This is a genomic window from Streptomyces cyaneochromogenes, assembly GCF_003963535.1.
Lineage (GTDB): Bacteria > Actinomycetota > Actinomycetes > Streptomycetales > Streptomycetaceae > Streptomyces > Streptomyces shaanxiensis.
Window position 1 is genome coordinate 5,050,851 of sequence record NZ_CP034539.1, and the last position, 18,356, is coordinate 5,069,206.

15 protein-coding genes and 1 tRNA gene are annotated in these 18,356 nt (G+C 69.9%); 6 read left to right on the top strand and 10 right to left on the bottom strand.

The window, feature by feature from the left end; genetic code table 11:
- Positions 1–25: 25 nt before the first annotated feature.
- The 6 genes from EJ357_RS22920 to EJ357_RS22945 form a co-directional block, all read right to left on the bottom strand.
- A tRNA-Ser gene (locus EJ357_RS22920) sits at positions 26–112 on the bottom strand.
- Between the two features lie 283 nt (positions 113–395).
- Positions 396–596, bottom strand: a complete 201-nt coding sequence (locus EJ357_RS22925) for an SGM_3592 family protein (RefSeq protein ID WP_126393444.1) — start codon at positions 594–596, stop codon at positions 396–398.
- 125 nt (positions 597–721) lie between these two features.
- Positions 722–1,441, bottom strand: a complete 720-nt coding sequence (locus EJ357_RS22930; RefSeq protein ID WP_126393445.1) for an ABC transporter permease subunit — start codon at positions 1,439–1,441, stop codon at positions 722–724.
- Positions 1,442–1,451: 10 nt separating this feature from the next.
- Positions 1,452–2,363 carry an ABC transporter ATP-binding protein gene (locus EJ357_RS22935; RefSeq protein ID WP_126393446.1) on the bottom strand — a complete coding sequence of 304 codons (912 nt, stop codon included), beginning with the start codon at positions 2,361–2,363 and terminating at the stop codon, positions 1,452–1,454.
- Positions 2,360–3,283, bottom strand: a complete 924-nt coding sequence (locus tag EJ357_RS22940) for an ABC transporter permease (RefSeq protein WP_126393447.1) — start codon at positions 3,281–3,283, stop codon at positions 2,360–2,362. The genes EJ357_RS22935 and EJ357_RS22940 overlap by 4 nt, the downstream gene beginning before the upstream one ends.
- Positions 3,273–4,262 (bottom strand): ABC transporter ATP-binding protein, encoded by a 990-nt coding sequence (locus EJ357_RS22945; RefSeq protein WP_126399857.1) that lies wholly within the window; start codon positions 4,260–4,262, stop codon positions 3,273–3,275. Before EJ357_RS22945 ends, EJ357_RS22940 begins: the two co-directional genes overlap by 11 nt.
- A 255-nt stretch (positions 4,263–4,517) precedes the next feature.
- On the opposite strand from EJ357_RS22945, the gene EJ357_RS22950 reads away from it, so the two are divergent.
- The 6 genes from EJ357_RS22950 (at position 4,518) to EJ357_RS22975 (ending at position 10,910) form a co-directional block, all read left to right on the top strand.
- Positions 4,518–5,369: a M24 family metallopeptidase gene (locus tag EJ357_RS22950; protein WP_126393448.1), complete on the top strand. Its 852-nt coding sequence runs from the start codon at positions 4,518–4,520 to the stop codon at positions 5,367–5,369.
- Positions 5,370–5,377: 8 nt separating this feature from the next.
- Positions 5,378–7,135 (top strand): SDR family oxidoreductase, encoded by a 1,758-nt coding sequence (locus tag EJ357_RS22955; protein WP_126399859.1) that lies wholly within the window; start codon positions 5,378–5,380, stop codon positions 7,133–7,135.
- 101 nt (positions 7,136–7,236) lie between these two features.
- The gene (locus EJ357_RS22960; RefSeq protein WP_126393449.1) at positions 7,237–8,169 is read left to right on the top strand and encodes a MerR family transcriptional regulator; all 933 of its coding nucleotides are present in this window, start codon (positions 7,237–7,239) and stop codon (positions 8,167–8,169) included.
- Between the two features lie 122 nt (positions 8,170–8,291).
- Positions 8,292–8,840: an RNA 2'-phosphotransferase gene (locus tag EJ357_RS22965; protein ID WP_126393450.1), complete on the top strand. Its 549-nt coding sequence runs from the start codon at positions 8,292–8,294 to the stop codon at positions 8,838–8,840.
- Positions 8,841–8,968: 128 nt separating this feature from the next.
- On the top strand, positions 8,969–9,871 hold the full coding sequence (locus EJ357_RS22970; protein WP_126393451.1) for an LLM class flavin-dependent oxidoreductase: 903 nt from the start codon (positions 8,969–8,971) through the stop codon (positions 9,869–9,871).
- Between the two features lie 112 nt (positions 9,872–9,983).
- Positions 9,984–10,910, top strand: coding sequence for an HAD hydrolase family protein (locus tag EJ357_RS22975; protein ID WP_175647483.1), 927 nt, complete (start codon positions 9,984–9,986; stop codon positions 10,908–10,910).
- A gap of 25 nt (positions 10,911–10,935) precedes the next feature.
- On the opposite strand, the gene EJ357_RS22980 is transcribed toward EJ357_RS22975, so the two are convergent.
- The 4 genes from EJ357_RS22980 to EJ357_RS22995 all read right to left on the bottom strand — a co-directional run bounded on the left by EJ357_RS22980 (position 10,936) and on the right by EJ357_RS22995 (position 18,257).
- Entirely contained in the window at positions 10,936–12,018 is a 1,083-nt protein-coding gene (locus EJ357_RS22980) for a M23 family metallopeptidase (protein WP_126393453.1), read from the bottom strand.
- Between the two features lie 114 nt (positions 12,019–12,132).
- A complete protein-coding gene (cydD, locus tag EJ357_RS22985; protein ID WP_228473139.1) occupies positions 12,133–15,645 on the bottom strand; it encodes a thiol reductant ABC exporter subunit CydD in 3,513 nt (1,170 codons plus the stop codon).
- Between the two features lie 63 nt (positions 15,646–15,708).
- Positions 15,709–16,728 (bottom strand): cytochrome d ubiquinol oxidase subunit II, encoded by a 1,020-nt coding sequence (gene cydB, locus EJ357_RS22990; protein ID WP_126393454.1) that lies wholly within the window; start codon positions 16,726–16,728, stop codon positions 15,709–15,711.
- Positions 16,729–16,748: 20 nt separating this feature from the next.
- Positions 16,749–18,257, bottom strand: coding sequence for a cytochrome ubiquinol oxidase subunit I (locus EJ357_RS22995; RefSeq protein ID WP_126393455.1), 1,509 nt, complete (start codon positions 18,255–18,257; stop codon positions 16,749–16,751).
- Positions 18,258–18,356 lie beyond the last annotated feature (99 nt).

The window sequence follows — 18,356 nt, forward strand, 5'->3', positions numbered from 1 at the left end:
GCCAAGCCCCAGTGGCAACGTCTCGCGGAGGATGCACGAATCGAACGTGCGCGGGCTCTCAGACCCGACCACGGTTTAGCAAACCGGTGCCTTACCACTCGGCCAATCCTCCGGGTGGGCGGCCCACGCGAGAGCGACATCGCGTGCTCGAAGCGGCCGCCCCGGGCAGCTCCCCGTGCGGTACGGACTCGTCGGAGGGGTAGCGATTACTCCGGAGTCCGCCGCCGACTGCCCTGAAGGGAGCTGGACGTACTGTCGTGCATGGACATCGTCCGGCTCCTCTCCCAGAACGTGGCGCCGGACTCACCGTCCGGCGATGTGGACACAACCACTGTGCCTGTACGGAAAGTTGGACGCCACTGATTAAGAGGTCCCAAAAAGGCGGCGTACGTCCCCTACCGGCGGCGCCACTTGCGTCGGCGCCCTTTGCTGAAGAACCATCCCGCCGGCGGTTCGTCGGAGCGCCACGGCTGCGGCTCGGGTTCCTCACGGCGCCAGCGGGCGGCCAGCATGCGGGCGCGGGCGGACGGTTCGGCGGTCTCCGCGGACCGTATGAAGTCCTCGTCCAGGACGAGGTCGTCCCAGTCGTCTGCCATCCCCGGTCCTCTCAGCCCGCTCAGCAGGACGTCCCCCTTTTGCCCAGTGTGCCCGGACGGAGGTGAAGCCGCCGTCAGGAGCGAGCCCGGTCAGGGGCCCGCTCCTTTACTTCTCACCGGCGCCCCTACTCCTCACCGGCGAGCGTCAGCGACCGCAGTTTCTGGCCCGCGTACCAGGTGGCGACCACGGTGACCACGGCCAGCAGCACCGTCGCCGTGGTCAGCCCGACGTCCGACGTCACCATGTCCCCGCCGGCGACCTTCTGCGCCACCGCCAGCGACCACTGCTGGACGCTCAGCGTGCGCGCACCCGCCACCAGGGAGCCGAACAGGGCCTCCCAGACGAGCGCGTAGACGAGCCCGAAGACCACCGCGTGCCGGGACACCGTGCCGAGCAGCAGGAAGATCGCCGCGTACGCGATGGAGGCGACCAGCGCGGCCACCGTGTAGGCGACGGCGATCTGCTGGCCGTTGCCGTTGAGGATGAATCCGGCGATGAAGGTGGGCAGCGCCGAGAACACCATCGTCACGGCGATCGCCACGATCAGCTTGGTGAAGATGATCGTCGGCCGTTTCACCGGCTTGGACAGCAGATACACCACGGAGCCGTCGTCGATCTCGGGCCCGATCGCGCCCGTGCCGGCGATGACGCCGATGATCGGCACCATGGTGGCGAGCGCCAGCCCGCCGAGCAGGTCCGACGCCGTCTGGTCGTCGGCTCCGGCGAGGACGCGCACCAGCACGGAGATGACGATGAGCAGCAGCGGCAGCGCGCCCAGGATGAGGGCCCGGCGACGGCCGAGCAGGGCCCGGTAGGTGAGCCGGGCGACTGTGGGGTCGTACATCTTCGGCCTCCTACGCCGCGACGAGATACGAGAAGACGGACTCGAGGGACTCGTCGGACGGCGAGACCGTGAGCAGGCGGATGCCGTGGTCGCGTGCCACCCTCGGCAGCAGGGCGGTGAAGCGGCCGAAGTCGACGGCCTGGATGTGCAGCGCGCCCTCGGCCAGGTCGACCTCGATGCCCGACGTCGACGGGTCGGCGATCAGCGCGGCCGCGAGGGCGCGGTCGTCGCTGGAGCGCACCAGGTAGCGGTGCGGGCGGTCGGTCATCAGGCGGCGGATCTTGCGGAAGTCACCGCTGGCCGCGTGCCGTCCGGCGACCACGACCTCGATGTGCCAGGCGAGTTGCTCGACCTCTTCGAGGATGTGCGACGAGAACAGCACCGTGCGTCCCTCGTCGCCCATGCGTCGCAGCAGGTCCATGAGCTGCATGCGCTGGCGCGGGTCCATGCCGTTGAAGGGCTCGTCGAGCAGGAGCAGCGACGGGTCGTGCACGAGGGCACTCGCCATCTTCACGCGCTGGCGCATGCCCTTGGAGTACGTCGAGATCTTGCGGTCCTGCGCGTACTCCATCTCGACCGTGGCCAGGGCCTTCTGTGCGGCCTTGGCGCCCAGGCCGTGCAACTCGGCGTTGGCGACGACGAATTCGCGGCCGGTGAGGAAGTCGTACATCGCCTCGCGCTCGGGGACGATGCCGATGTGCCGGTAGATGGACTCGTTGCGCCACACCTGCTGTCCGTCGAGGGTGACGGTGCCGGTGGAGGGGGCCAGGAAGCCGCCCATCATGTTGATGAGGGTGGACTTTCCGGCGCCGTTCGGGCCGAGCAGGCCCGTGACGCCGGGGCCGATCGTCATGGTGATGTCGTTGACGGCGACCACGTTGCCGAACCAGCGGGAGACGTGGTCGATGGAGAGCGTGGTCACAGTCCGACCTTTCGGTAGCGGCGCATCAGGAGGCCGTAACTGGCGGCGATCAGACCCAGGGTGAGAAGGACGTAGACGACGCCTTCGCCGTTGCTCGGGCCCACCCCGCCCGGGAACGCGGAGCTCGCGCCCAGGAAGGCGGACTGCACGCCGTCGATCAGCGTGATGGGCGAGAACAGGCCGATCCAGGCGATGGCGCCGCTGCTGCCTTCGCCGTCGAGGGACTGGGCGTCGGCGATGGCCTGGAGTGTGGACACCGAGCCGTAGGAGATGGTCAGTACGGCGATCACGGCCGCGATGCCGAAGCCGCGGCGCGGGGTGAACGACGCGATGACGAGGCCGATGCCGGCGAACAGCAGCGAGAGCAGTGCCACGGAGACGAGCCCCTGTGCGAATCCCTTGGTCTGGTCGGCGAAGTCGAGCTTGGCCAGCAGCGCGCCCACGTAGAGCACGAGCAGCGGGGCCGCGGTGAGGAGGAACAGCGCGGAGGCCAGCGCCGCGAACTTCGCCCGGACGTAGTCGGCGGTCTCGATGGGCCGCGAGAAGTACAGCGGCACGGTCTTGAAGCGCAGGTCGCGGGAGACGGACTGGGGCGCCTGCGAGGCGACGTAGAGGCTGATCACGGCCTGCATGACGATCGCGTAGCGCGTGTAGTCCACGGGCAGGTCGCTGGCCTTGGTGGCGACCGCGACGGCGACCATGATGGCCGCGGGCACGCACATCACCACGAACAGCAGCATCGGCAGCACCTTGGACTTCACCGAGCGGCCGAGGCCGTAGGCGCCGCGCAGGGACTGCGAGTAGAGCGAGCGGGTGGCGTAGGAGCGGCCGAGGCGGGGGCCGTCGTAGGCGCGGTAGCCGATGTTGTGGATGCGGGTCTGGTCACCCGACTTCGTTGCTACGGGCTGCTCAACCGCCATGGCCGACCGCCTCCTTCCGCTGTGCGTCGGTGCTCTGCTCGCTGCCCTGGTCGCTGTCGGTGAAGACCTCGGAGATGTGGTGCCGGCGCTGTTCCATGCGCACCAGGCCGAGGCCGAGGTCGGCGACCACGTCGCGCACCAGGTCGTAGGTCTGCTCGCCCTGCGCGGTGAGCAGCAGGATGTGTCCGGCGCCCGGGAGGCCTCCGCTGCCGTCGAGAACGTCCACCCCGCGCGCGTGGAGCGCGTCGCGCACCGCGCGGGTGCCGTCCGGGTGGTCGTCGGTGTCGGTGACCTCGATGGCGAGGGTCGTCGTGGTCTGGGTGAAGTCGGTGGTGGAACTGGAGCGCAGGAGCTTGCCGCCGTCGATGACGACGACGTGGTCGCAAGTGCGCTCCAGTTCGCCCAGCAGGTGCGAGGTGACCAGGACCGAGATGCCGAAGTCCGTGTGGATGCGGCGGATCAGGCCGAGCATGTCGTCGCGGCCGACCGGGTCGAGGCCGTTGGTCGGCTCGTCCAGGAAGACCAGCTGCGGGTCGTGCACCAGGGCCTGCGCCAGCTTCACGCGCTGCTTCATGCCGGTCGAGTAGCCGCCGATGGGGCGGTAGCGCTCCTCGTACAGACCGACGTGGCGCAGGGTGTCCGCGGTGCGCTCGCGGGCGGCGGCGGGCGGCAGGCCGGACATGCGGGCCATGTGCACGACGAACTCGGTGGCCGAGACGTCGGGCGGCAGGCAGTCGTGCTCCGGCATGTACCCGACCCGCTCGCGGATGGTGGCGCCCTTGGTGGCGACGTCGAGTCCGAGCACTTCGGCTCGGCCCTCGGTGGCGGGGGACAGACCCAGCAGGATCTTGATCAGTGTGGACTTGCCGGCTCCATTGGCTCCGACGAGTCCGGTCACACCGGGCCCGACGTCCACGGAGAGCCGGTCAAGCGCGGTCACCCTGGGGAACCGCTTGCTCAGGCTTTCGGTCGCGATCACAGTCACGCTTCGAAGGTAGTGACGCGGGCCACGCCGGTCGTCACCCCGCAGAGCTGTCTTGAAGTCAGACTCCAGATGTACGGGCACCTAGGGGTCACCCTGAGGTCGAACAACGACGCCCATGTTTTCCACATCGGCAAGGTTTTCCACAGCCCGAGGCAGGCCTATTGACGCAGCCTCTAACAACTGTCACATTCGCCAGTGTCAAGTTACGGACACGTACCGCAGTCAGTGTGGACAAAGTGGGGCGGTGGCATGACTACGGCGGTGACAGGCGAACTCCGTGCGGAATCCGCGGAACTGCAGGGATTCAGACGGGTCCAGCGGCTGGCGTACGAGTGCGCGGAGGCCGTCGCGGCGCAGCTGGAGCCGGGCATCACCGAGCGCGAGGCGGCGCGTATGCAGCGCGAGTGGCTGCGTGAGCGCGGGGTGCGGGACTGGTTCCATCTGCCCTTCGCCTGGTTCGGGGACCGCACGGCGTTCGTGAAGTTCCGGATTCCGCTGCAGTTCTTCCCGACCAACCGCCGCCTGGAGCCCGGGATGCCGTTCATCCTGGACATGGCCCCGGTGTTCGACGGCTACACGGCCGACATCGGCTACTCGGGCTCACTCGGCATCAACCCGGTGCAGGACAAGCTGATGGCCGACCTGGAGGCGCACCGGGAGCTGATCCTGCGCGAGGTGCGCGAGCGGCGGCCGCTGCGGGAGATCTACGAGAACGTGGACCGCCTCATGGTCCGCCAGGGCTATGCCAACCGGCACCGCGCCTATCCCTTCGGCGTGATCGCGCACAAGGTCGACCGGGTCCGGCAGCGCCGCTGGTCGGCGCATGTCTTCGGGTTCGGCACGCAGTCCCTGAAGGGCCTGGCGAGCGACGCGCTGCACGGCCACCGCGAGGGCTGGTCCCCGTTGTGGTCGCCGTACCGCTTCTCCGACCATCCGCCGCAGCCGGGCCTGTGGGCGGTCGAACCGCACCTCGGATTCCGGGGTACGGGCGCGAAGTTCGAGGAGATCCTCGTCGTCACCGACTCCGCGGATCCCGAGGAGAGCGCCTTCTGGCTGGACGACGATCTGCCGCATGTGCGGCGCTGGGCGGAGGAGAAGTGACAGTGCCGGTGACGCTTCAGGACGCGCGCGAGCGGCGGGTGCGGACCGGCGGGGTCGAGCTGTGCGTCGCCGAGCTGGGCGATGCCGGACAGCCGACGGTGATCCTCGTGCACGGCTATCCGGACAGCAAGGAGGTGTGGTCCGAAATCGCGCCGCGGCTCGCCGACCGCTTCCACGTCGTGCTGTACGACGTCCGGGGCCACGGCCGGTCCACCGCGCCGCGGCCGCTGCGGGGCGGGTTCACGCTGGAGAAGCTGACGGACGACTTCCTGGCCGTCGCGGACGCGGTCAGCCCGGACCGGCCCGTGCATCTGGTGGGCCACGACTGGGGCTCCGTGCAGGCCTGGGAGTTCACCACGGTCGAGCGCACCGAGGGGAGGATCGCCTCCTTCACCTCGATGTCCGGGCCGTCCCTCGACCACTTCGGTCACTGGATCAACACCCGCCTGAAGCGCCCCACCCCACGCCGGGTGGGTGAGCTGCTCGGACAGGGCGCCAAGTCCTGGTACGTCTACGCGCTGCACACGCCCGTCCTGCCCGAACTGGCCTGGCGCGGCCCCCTCGGCAAGCGCTGGCCGAGGCTGCTGGAGCGCTTCGAGAAGGTGCCCGGCGACGGCTATCCGACCTCGTCCCTGCCGACGGACGCGGCGCACGGGTCATGGCTGTACCGCGACAACGTACGGTCCCGGCTGCGCCGGCCGCGCCCGGACGCGTACGCACACGCGCCCGTGCAGCTCATCACGCCCCTCCAGGACGCCTTCCTGTCGGAGAAGCTCTACGACGAACTGGAGTTGTGGGTTCCGCAGTTGACCCGCCGCACGCTGGCCGCGAAGCACTGGATCCCGCGCAGCCGCCCCGACCAACTGGCGGCGTGGATCACGGAGTTCGTGACGTCCGTGGAGGGCGGGCGGCCGGACGGGGTGACGGCGACCGGGAAGTACGCCGATCGCTTCGGCGGGCAGCTCGTGCTGGTCACCGGCGCCGGCAGCGGCATCGGCCGGGCGACGGCGTACGCGTTCGCCGAGGCGGGCGCGCGCGTGGTGGCCGTCGACCGGGATGCCGAGGCCGCCGCCCGCACCGCCGAGATGTCCCGTCTGATCGGCGCGCCCGAGGCCTGGGCGGAGACCGTCGACGTCTCCGACGAGCAGGCCATGGAGAAGCTCGCCGAGAAGGTCGCCAGGGACTACGGCGTGGTGGACGTCCTGGTGAACAACGCCGGGATCGGCCTGTCGGGCTCCTTCTTCGACACCACGCCGGAGGACTGGAAGAAGGTCCTCGACGTCAACCTCTGGGGCGTCATCCACGGCTGCCGGCTCTTCGGCAGGCAGATGGCCGAGCGCGGACAGGGCGGCCACATCGTCAACACCGCGTCGGCGGCGGCGTACCAGCCCTCGAAGGCGCTGCCCGCCTACAGCACCTCCAAGGCGGCCGTTCTGATGCTGAGCGAGTGCCTGCGCGCGGAACTGGCCGGTCAGGGCATCGGCGTGACCGCGATATGCCCCGGCTTCGTCAACACCAACATCACCTCGACCGCGCACTTCGCCGGAGTCGACGCCGAGGAGGAGAAACGGCGCCAGAAGAAGTCCGCGCGGCTGTACGGGTTGCGGAACTACCCGCCGGAGAAGGTCGCCGACGCCATCCTGCGGGCGGTGGTGCGCGGGGAGGCCGTCGTTCCGGTGACGCCTGAGGCACGCGGGGCATATCTCATGTCGCGGTTCACGCCGAAGGCGCTGCGCAGGATCGCGCGGTTGGAGCCGCCGCTGTGATCGGGGGCGGCGACGGTCAGGAGGGGTACGCGGCGCTCACGCAGCCACCACCGTGGGCAAGTTGGAACTGACGGTACGACAGCGGGCGGAGGCGGCCGAGGATGGAGCAGGCGTACCGGATCGAGGATCTCGCGCATCTCAGCGGGGCGACCGTCCGCACCATCCGCGCCTACCAGGACCGCGGACTGCTCCCCCGTCCCGTGCGCCGTGGCCGCGCCAACGTCTACTCGGACGCCCACCTCGTCCGCCTGCGCCAGATCGCCGGCCTCCTCGACCGCGGCTACACCCTGGCCTCCATCAAGGAGCTCCTGGAGGCCTGGGACGCCGGTCGCGGCCTCGGTGGTGTGCTCGGGCTGGTCGCCGAGGTGGACGGGCCGTGGACCGACGAGGAAGCGGTACGGATCTCGCGCGCCGAGCTGGACGAGCGCTTCGGCGGCACCCCGGACGACGCCGCGGTGGCCGATGCCGTGGAGCTCGGCGTGCTGGAGCCGGTCCCCGGGGATCCGGACTCCTTCCTCGTGCCGAGCCCTCAAGAGCTCGCCGTGGCCGTTGAGTTGCATGCGGCCGGGGTCCCCCTTTCCGCGATCTCCGACCACCTAAGGGAGTTGAGAGGCCAGGTCGAGCACATCGCCGCCCGTTTCCTGGAGTTCACCACCGAGCACGTCTTCGCCCGCTACCTCGACGGTCCGCACCGCCCGACGGACGCCGAAGCGGCCGAGGCGGCCTCACTCGTACGCCGGTTGCGCCCGCTCGCCCAGCAGACGGTGGACGCGGAACTGGCGCGCGCGATGCGACTGTTGGCGGTCCGGCACCTGCGTCAGCGACTAGGAGCGGACGAGGAGCCGGATCCTCGTAAAAACACTCAAACCGTGCCGATATCCGTCGAGACAATGCAGGCCGTGGAGAAACTGGTTGGCCCGAAGCAGGCGGCGGAGTTCGTCACATTGGCCGTCGAACGGGAAGTGCGGGCCCGGTCCTTGGACCGGCTCGCGGCAAATCACAGTTCATCAGCTGATCTTGACGAAACCCCTTGAAACGACGGCTCGTTGTCCACAGAATCGCCAATTCCCCTGTGGATAACACTACTTGGTTGTGGATCAAACATCCGCAGCGAAATCATTCGCGTGATTCGTGTCGCTCCCGGCAGGCTGGTGGCATGGACGAAAGACGCACCGTGAAGGTGTCGAAGTACCTATCGAAGCACCTGCGCCACCAGCCCGAGCGCATCGGGCTGGTCCTCGACGAGGGCGGCTGGGTCGAGATCGACACGCTGATCGCCGCCGCGGCCGCGCACGGATTCCGCTTCACCCGGGAAGAGCTGGACCACGTGGTCGCCGCCAACGACAAGAAGCGCTTCGCGATCGAGGGCACCCGCATCCGCGCCAGCCAGGGCCACAGCATCGAGGTCGACCTCGGACTGCCCCCGGCGACACCGCCGCCGTACCTGTACCACGGCACCGTGGCGCGCAACCTGGACGCGATCCGCAGCGCGGGCCTCAGGCCCATGAACAGGCACGATGTACACCTCTCGGCCGATCGCGAGACCGCGACCCGAGTCGGCGCCCGGCGCGGACGTCCCGTGGTGCTCTCCGTGGACGCCGACGCCATGCACCGCGACGGCCATGTCTTCCACGTCAGCGCGAACGGGGTGTGGCTGACGAAGGCCGTGCCGCCGGAGTACCTGCGCTTTCCCGAGTCGCGCTGATCACTGTCGTGGGCGTGGAGCGCCCCGGTGATCGGCTTTACTCCGCTGATCAGCCTCACTGCGTGGCTGAGCAGCCGCGTGCGGTGACCGTTTCACGTGAAACCCGTTCGGCCGCTTAGGCTCGAAACATGAGTCTGCGCCTGAGCACCGTGATCCTCCCGTACCGCCGCTGGTCCGAGGGGGGCCGCGAGGCATGGCAGCGCGCGGAGCAGCTCGGCTTCCACGGTGCGTACACCTACGACCACCTCTCCTGGCGCAGCTTCCGGGACGGCCCGTGGTTCGGTGCCGTGCCGACGCTGACCGCCGCCGCGGCCGTCACCGACCGGCTGCGGCTGGGCACCCTGGTGACCTCGCCGAACTTCCGGCATCCGGTGCCCTACGCCAAGGAGCTCATCTCTCTCGACGACGTCTCCGACGGCCGCTTCACGCTCGGTATCGGTGCGGGCGGCGCCGGGTTCGACGCGACCGTGCTCGGCCAGGAGCCGTGGACCCCACGTGAGCGCGCCGACCGGTTCGCCGAGTTCGTCGCACTGCTTGACCGGCTGCTGAGCGAGGACTCGGTGTCGTACGAGGGTGACTTCTACGCGGCGCACGAGGCACGCAACATCCCGGGCTGTGTGCAGCGCCCCCGGCTGCCCTTCGCGGTCGCGGCGACCGGCCCGCGCGGGCTACGGCTCGCGGCGCGGTACGGACAGGCTTGGGTGACCACCGGCGACCCCAAGCTGTACGAGAACGGCACTCCTGAACAGTCGGTTCAAGCCATTCGTGGACAGGCCGAGAAGCTGGCGGACGCCTGCGCGGAGATCGGCCGGGAGGTGACCGGGCTCGACAAGATCCTGCTCACCGGTTTCACGCCGGACCGCACCCGCCCCCTGGAGTCCCTCGACGCGTTCGTGGACTTCGCGGGGCGCCACCAGGAGCTGGGATTCACCGAGATCGTGATCCACTGGCCGATCCCCGACTCGGACTTCGCGGCCGACGAGAAGGTCTTCGAGCAGATCGCCATGGAGGCGGCCGCACAGCTGCGGTGAGGCGGGCAGGCGCAACGGTGCTGGTGAAGGGGCTGTCGGCGGTGTTCTCAAGGGCGTTTTCTGCTCAGGCGCGGCCTCAGATGTGCGGACTGCCGCACGGCCGTGCAGGCATATGCGGGAGAATGACCCGGTGACCTCAGCGACTCGACAGCCCCAGACCCCGGCTTCCCCCCAGCTCTCGACTTCGCCCGAGCAGGGCGGCACGCCCGTGGTCCGCCCGCGGCTCATCGCCACCGACCTGGACGGCACCCTGCTGCGGGACGACAAGTCGGTCTCCCCGCGCACGGTCGCCGCGCTGGCCGCGGCCGAGGAGGCGGGCATCGAGGTCTTCTTCGTCACCGGCCGCCCGGCCCGCTGGATGGATGTCGTCAGCGACCACGTCCACGGTCACGGTCTGGCGATCTGCGGCAACGGCGCCGCGGTGGTCGACCTGCACGGCGGCCCCGGCACCCACAAGTTCGTGAAGGTGCGGGAGCTGGCGCGGGAGAACGCGCTGGATGCCGTACGGCTGCTGCGTGAGGCGGCGCCGGGCACCGTGTACGCGGTGGAGCAGACGTACGGCTTCTACCAGGAGCCGGACTACCCCAAGCTGCACATGGAGATACCGGACGAGCTCGCGCCGGCCGAGGACCTCCTGGCGCCGGACGCCCCCGGGGCCGGCGAGCCGGTGCTGAAGATCCTCGCCTACCACCCCACCCTCGACCCCGACGGCTTCCTCACCCTCGCCCGCCTCGCCATCGGCGACCGCGCCAATGTCACCCGCTCCAGCCCCAGCGCCCTGCTGGAGATCAGCGGGCCCGGCGTCTCCAAGGCCAGCACGCTGGCGCTGTGCTGCGCCGAGCGCGGCATCTCGCACGAGGAGGTCGTCGCCTTCGGCGACATGCCGAACGACGTGGAAATGCTGACCTGGGCGGGCCAGTCGTACGCGATGGGCAACGCCCACCCGGATGTCATCGCTGCCGCGTCGGGGCGGACGGTCGCCAACAACGAGGACGGTGTGGCGGTCGTGATCGAGCAGCTGCTGGCGGAACGGCGCTAGCGGCCGCGGCGGATCAGCCCCGGGCCTACCCGAGCCGCACTCCCCGCTTGGTCAGCCACGGCACCGGATCCACGGCCGAGCCCAGCTCCGCGGTGACCCGCACCTCGAAGTGCAGGTGCGGGCCGGTCGAGTTGCCGGACGTGCCCGACTGGCCGATCCACTGACCGGTGTCGATCCGCTCGCCCTGGTCGACGGCGACGGCGGCGAGGTGGGCGTACTGCGTGTAGTAGCCGTCGGCATGCAAAAGCACGACCTCCATGCCGAAGGCGCCTCCGCACGAGACCCTGACCACGCGCCCGTCCCCGACCGCCCGCACCGGCGCGCCGATCGGCACCGCGAAGTCCTGTCCGGTGTGCAGGTTCGCCCACCGCAGCCCGCCGCTTCCGAACACCGCGGACAGCTCGTACGACTCCAGCGGAGCGACCCACTCGCTCGTGAGGTCCGTCTTCGGCTGGTCGAGCCGGACGGCACCACTGCAGGCCCCGGCGGCCACGGAGGCGTCGGCCTGCCCCTGCAACTGCCAGCGCGCCTGTTCGAGTTTCTGCTCGATGCCCTCCTTCAGCTCGGCGAGTTCGGCGTTGCGCTTTTCCAGGTTCTGCCAGGCCGCCGCGGCCCTGGCCTCGACCTTGGCAAGCCGGGCCTCGGCACGCCGGCTCTTCTCGATGGCGTTGCCGACGGCCATGTTCGTCTGGGAGAAGGCGTGCTGACCGCGCATCAGCTCGTCAGGGTCCTTCGCGAGGATGATCTGCGCGGTGAGCGGCATCCCACCGCCGCTGCGGTACTGGGCGCGTGCGATCCGGCCCAGGTCCTCGTGCAGCACGCCGATCTCCCGCCGCTCCCGTTCGAGCAGCGCCTCGGCCCGCTGTGCCTTGGCCCGCTGCGACTCGGCCTCCCGCCGGCCCTTCTCGTACCGCTGAGTCGCCCTGGCCGCGTCCGCGTACAGCTTCACCACCCGGGCGCTGAGAACGGAGTCACCACCGGTCCCGGTGCCATTGCGGCCCCGAGCGCCCTTCCCGTCGCCGACGGCACCGGCGGGCAGGGCCGCGAGGAGGGCGAGCGCGCACAGCAGCGCCGGAACGAGGAGGAGACGTCGGCGATATGAACGCATGTCAGCGATCCTGGCCCGCGGGCCGGGTCACGGTCCTGTTCAGGTCGTACGCCTGGGGGACGGGTTGCTGCGGACGGGTCAGTACTGGTGTTGACGCGGGCGCCGACAGGGGCGCTACGCCGTCCCCACCAGAAGGTCCGCCTGCTCCTCCCGCGCCAGCATCCCGCGCAACGGCCCGTCCGCAGCGGCCAGCTCCGCGAACGTGCCCCGCTGCACCACACGCCCCTCGTCCAGGACGACCACCTCGTCCACTGCCGCCAGCCCGGCCAGCCGGTGGGTGATCAGCAGGGTCGTTCGGCCCTCGGTCGCCGCCAGCAGATCGGCGGTGAGGGCGTCCGCGGTCGGCAGGTCCAGGTGCTCGGCGGGCTCGTCGAGGACGAGGACGGGGAAGTCGGCGAGCAGGGCGCGGGCCAGCGCGAGCCGCTGCCGCTGCCCGCCCGACAGCCGTGCCCCGTGCTCGCCCACAAGCGTGTCGAGCCCGTCGGGTAGACCGTCGGCCCAGTCGAGCAGCCGGGCACGCTCGAGGGCGTCGCGCAGCGCGTCCTCGGTGGCGTCCTTCCTGGCGAGGAGCAGGTTCTCCCGTACGGAGCTGTCGAAGAGGTGCGCGTCCTGGGCGCACAGCCCGACGAGCCGCCGTACGTCGTCGCCGTCCAGCGCGTACGCGTCCACGCCACCCAGCGTGTACGAGCCCGCATCGGCGTCCAGGAAGCGCAGCAGCGTCTGCGCCAGCGTCGTCTTGCCGGACCCGGACGGCCCGACCACGGCGATCCGGCGGCCTTCCTCCAGGGTCAGGTCGAGGCCGGCGAGCGCGTCCCGGTCCTGCCCCGCGTGGCGGGCCGTCAGGCCCCTGACGGCGACCGGGAAGGGCGACGCGGGCGCCTGCCGCGGCCGCTCGGGCTCCCGTACGGGTTCGGGGGCGTCCAGGACCTCGTACACGCGCTCCGCGCTCTTGCGCACCCGCTGCCGGTACTGCACGGCGAGCGGCAGGCTCAGAACGGCCTCGAAGGCGGCCAGCGGGGTGAGGACGACGACCGCCATCGTCACGCCGCCCAGGCGCCCGTCGGCGACCGCCTGGGCGCCCACGAGGGCGGTGGCGGCAACGGTGAGCCCGGAGATCAGTGCGGTGAGTCCGTCGCCGAGCGCGGTGGCCGTGGCGGCGCGCTCGGCGATCCGGGTGAGCGTCCGGTCGGCGCGCCGCGCTTCGGCCGTACGGCCGGGCAGGGCGCCGGCCACGGTCAGCTCGGCGGTGCCGGTGAGCAGATTCGTCACGCGTGTCGCGAGCACTCCCCGGGCGGGGGCCAGCCTGCGCTCGGCGCGGCGGGCGACGGCGCCGGTGACGAGCGGGACTCCGGCACCGGCCGCCAGCAGCCCGACGGCGAGCACGGCACCGGCCTCGGGCAGCAGCCAGGCGGTGAAGCCGACGGCACCGGCGGACACGACGGTCGCGGCAGCGGCGGGCAACAGCCACCGCAGCCAGTAGTCCTGCAGCGCGTCCACATCGGCGACGAGCCGTGAGAGCAGATCGCCCCGCCGTGTGCTCCGCAGCCCGGCGGGCGCCAGGCTCTCCAGCCGCCGGTACACGGCGACCCGGGTGTCGGCCAGCATCCGCAGCACGGCGTCGTGCGACACCAGCCGCTCCGCGTACCGGAACACGGCCCGCCCGATACCGAAGGCCCTGGTCGCCGTCACAGCCACCATCAGGTAAAGCACAGGCGGCTGCTGCGAGGCCCGCGAGATGAGCCACCCCGAGGTGGCCATGAGCCCGACAGCGCTGCCGAGCGCGAGGCTTCCGAGCAGCAGCGCGAGGGCGAGGCGGCCACGCCGGGGACCGGACATGGCGCGGACACGGGCGAGGACACCCTGGGCGTCCGTCGTGAGCGACATGGCCTCGGCGTCATCCGCGGCCGAACCGCCGTGCACGCCCTGCTCGATCGGCCGGGCAACGGACACCTTGGGCAGGCCTTCCGCCGGCACAGGTGCCTCGGCTTCCGCGAGCCGTACGACGCGGTCCGCCACCCCCAGCAGGGCCGGCCGGTGCACCACCAGCAGCACAGTCCGCCCCACCGCCAGCCTCCGCACGGCCTCCACGACCTCGGCCTCGGTGGCCCCGTCGAGCGCGGCCGTCGGCTCGTCGAGCAGCAGGACAGGCCGGTCAGCGAGGAACGCCCGGGCCAGCGCGAGCCGCTGCCGCTGCCCCGCCGACAGCCCGGCCCCGTCCTCGCCCAGCACGGTGTCGACGCCCTGGGACAACGCGTCCACGAACTCCAGCGCCCCGGCGTCCCCCAGCGCCTGGCGCACGGCGGCGTCGTCCGCGTCCGGGCGCGCCAGCCGTACGTTCTCGGCGATCGTCCCGGCGTACAGGTGCGGCCGCTGCGGCACCCAGGCGATCCGCGAGCGCCACTCCTCCAGATCGACCTCGGCGAGATCGGCTCCCCCGACCAGCACACGCCCCTCGGCCGGCCGAACGAACCCCAACAGCACGTTCAGCAGAGTCGACTTGCCCGCGCCGCTCGGCCCGACGAGTGCGACCGTCTCCCCGGGCGCGACGGCGAAGGACACGTCCGACACGGCCTCGGCGGACCGCCCGGGGAAGCGGACCGAGACGCCCTCGAACCCGAATGACACCGTCCCCGCCGGCACCGCCGCGGTACCCGCCACCGGCACCGGAGTCTCCAGCACTTCGAAGATCTCCTCGGCGGCCGACAGCCCTTCGGCCGCCGCGTGGTACTGCGCACCCACCTGGCGCAGCGGCAGATAGGCCTCGGGGGCCAACACGAGGATGACCAGGCCGTCGTACAGATGCATCTCGCCATGGACGAGCCGCATGCCGATCGTCACGGCGACCAGTGCCACGGAGAGCGTCGAGAGCAGTTCCAAGGCGAAGGAGGAGATGAAGGCGATCCGCAGCGTCTTCATGGTGGCCTTGCGGTACTCGCCGGTGATCCGCCGGATCGACTCGGCCTGCGCCTTGGCCCGCCCGAACACCTTCAGGGTCGGCAGCCCGGCGACCACGTCCAGGAAGTGCCCGGACAGCCGGGACAGCAGCCGCCACTGGTGATCCATGCGGGACTGCGTGGCCCAGCCGATCAGCATCATGAAGATCGGAATGAGCGGCAGGGTGCCGACGATGATGGCCGCCGAGACCCAGTCCTCGGTCACGATCCGCGCCAGCACCGCCACCGGCACGACCACGGCGAGCCCCAACTGCGGCAGATAGCGCGAGAAGTAGTCGTCGAGGGCATCGACTCCCCGCGTGGCGAGGGCGACCAGCGATCCGGTCCGCTGTCCGCTCAGCCAACCGGGCCCCAGCTCGGCCGCCCGCTCCAGCAGCCGCCCCCGCAGCTCCGACTTCACGGCCGCGCCGGCACGGTGTGCGGCGAGCTCGGTGAGCCACGCGACCACTGCGCGACCGACCGCGACGGCCGCCAACAGCAGTAGGGGAGTGCTCAGTTCAGCGGCGGACATCCCGTGTTGGAACGCCCCCACCACCGCCTCGGCGATGAGCATCGCCTGGACGATGACCAGCCCGGCACTTACGGCGCCCAGGCCGACGACCGCGATCAGGAAGAGGCGAGTGGCTCGGGCGTAACGGAGGAGGCGCGGATCGATCGGTTTCACGTGAAACATGCCCTTCGGTCCAGGGCGGGGTGTTTCACGTGAAACAACGTGAACCACCCCGCTACAGCGGACTCAGTGCGCGGATCCCGCAGCGGCGTCCGCGGCGATGTGCTGCGTGCCGATCCGCTTGCGGAACACCCAGTAGGTCCAGCCCTGGTAGAGCATGACGATCGGCGTGGCGATGACCGCGCACCACGTCATGATCTTCAGGGTGTACGGGCTCGACGAGGCGTTGGTGACCGTGAGGCTCCACGCGTCATTGAGCGAGGACGGCATGACGTTCGGGAAGAGCGTCAGGAACAGCATCGCCACGGCGGCCACAATGGTGACGCCGGAGAAGGCGAACGACCATCCCTCACGCCCGGCCTGGTTCGCCGCCAGCGCCGCCACCAGCGCGACGACAGCGACCACGAGCGCGACCAGACTCTGGCCGTCACCGTTCTCGACCTGCGTCCAGAGCAGGAAGACCAGCGCCAGCACCGCGGTGGCGAGGCCGACGAACAGAGCCAGCCTCCGCGCCCGCTCCCGGATCTCGCCGACGGTCTTGAGTGCGGTGAACACCGCGCCGTGGAAGGTGAACAGCGTCAGTGTCACCAGACCGCCGAGGAGCGCGTACGGGTTGAGCAGGTCCAGGACGGTGCCGACGTATTCATGATTCTGGTCGATCTTCACGCCCCGCACGATGTTGGCGAAGGCCACACCCCACAGGAACGCCGGAATCAGCGAGCACCAGAAGATCGCGTGCTCCCAGTTGCGCTGCCAGTTCTCCTCGGGCCGCTTCGCCCGGTACTCGAAGGCGACGCCCCGGACGATCAGGCAGACCAGGATGAGCAGCAGCGGGAGATAGAAGCCGGAGAAGAGCGTGGCGTACCACTCGGGGAAGGCGGCGAAGGTGGCACCGCCGGCCGAGAGCAGCCACACCTCGTTGCCGTCCCACACAGGACCGATGGTGTTGATCAGCACCCGCTTCTCGGGCCGGTTACGGGCGAGCAGCTTGGTGAGGACACCGACCCCGAAGTCGAAGCCCTCCAGGAAGAAGTAGCCGATCCACAGGACGGCGATCAGGACGAACCAGACGTCGTGAAGTTCCATGACTGTGCAGCTCCCTCGGCCTAGTACGAGAAGGCCATCGGCTTGTCGGCGTCACGGGAGTCGCCGCCGATCTTCGTGGGCGGGTTCAGGTCGGCTTCCGTCAGCTCGGGCGGGCCGGCCTTGACGTACTTCGCGAGGAGCTTGACCTCGACGACGGCGAGGATGGCGTAGAGCGTGGTGAAGACGATCATCGAGGTGAGGACCTCGCCCTGGGAGACGCCGGGGGAGACCGCGTCACGAGTGCGCAGGACGCCGTAGACGACCCAGGGCTGACGGCCCATCTCGGTGAAGATCCAGCCCCAGGAGTTGGCAATCAGCGGGAAGGCAAGCGTCCAGATCGCGATGCGCCAGTACCACTTGGTCAGCTTCGGGCCGAGCGCCTTGTTCGGGAGCAGAACCAGATGCGGCACCTCGTCGTCGCCGACCCTCAGGTGCTGCGGCAGCATGAACTTCTTGCGGGTCAGCCAGAGTCCGATCAGGCCGATGGTGAACGACGCCATGCCGAAGCCGATCATCCAGCGGAAGCCCCAGTAGGCGACGGGGATGTTGGGCCGGTAGTCGCCGGGGCCGTACTTCTCCTGCTCGGCCTTGTTGACGTCGTTGATGCCGGGGACGTACGAGGAGAAGTCGTCCTTGGCCAGGAAGGACAGCAGGCCCGGAATCTCTATCGCGACCTTGTTGTGGCCCTTGTCGACGTCGCCGACGGCGAAGACCGAGAAGGGCGCCGGCTCCTCTCCGTCCCACAGCGCCTCGGCCGCGGCCATCTTCATCGGCTGCTGCTCGTACATGATCTTGCCGAGGACATCGCCGCTGATCGCGGTGAGCATGCCGCCGATGACCACGGTGACCAGGCCGAGCCGCAGCGAGGTCTTCATGTCGCCGATGTGCTTCTTGCGGAGCAGGTGGAAGGCGGAGATGCCGACCATGAACGCGCCGCCGGTGAGGAAGGCCGCCGACAGGGTGTGGAAGGCCTGGGCGAGCGCGGTGTTCTGGGTCAGCACGAGCCAGAAGTCGGTGAGCTCAGCCCGCCCCTTCGCCTCGTTGATCCGGTAGCCGACGGGGTGCTGCATCCACGAGTTGGCCGCGAGGATGAAGTACGCCGACAGAATGGTGCCGATGGAGACCATCCACATACAGGCCAGGTGGATCTTCTTGGGCAGCTTGTCCCAGCCGAAGATCCACAGGCCGATGAAGGTGGACTCGAAGAAGAAGGCGATCAGAGCCTCGAAGGCGAGCGGGGCGCCGAAGACGTCACCGACGAAGCGGGAGTAGTCGGACCAGTTCATGCCGAACTGGAACTCCTGCACGATGCCGGTGACCACACCCATCGCGATGTTGATCAGGAAGAGCTTGCCCCAGAACTTCGTCGCTCTGAGGTACTTCTCCTTCTCCGTGCGCACCCACGCGGTCTGCAGCCCGGCCGTGAGGGCGGCCAGGGAGATCGTCAGAGGGACGAACAGAAAGTGGTAGACGGTGGTGATACCGAACTGCCAGCGCGCCAGAGTCTCCGGCGCCAAAGCCAGGTCCACGTCGCCGCTCCTTACCTACGCTTGTGAAAGCGTTCACATTCACAAGCAATTATGCAGCACCGGTACTCCGGCCCACGAGGGGGGGTCCCTCCCGACATC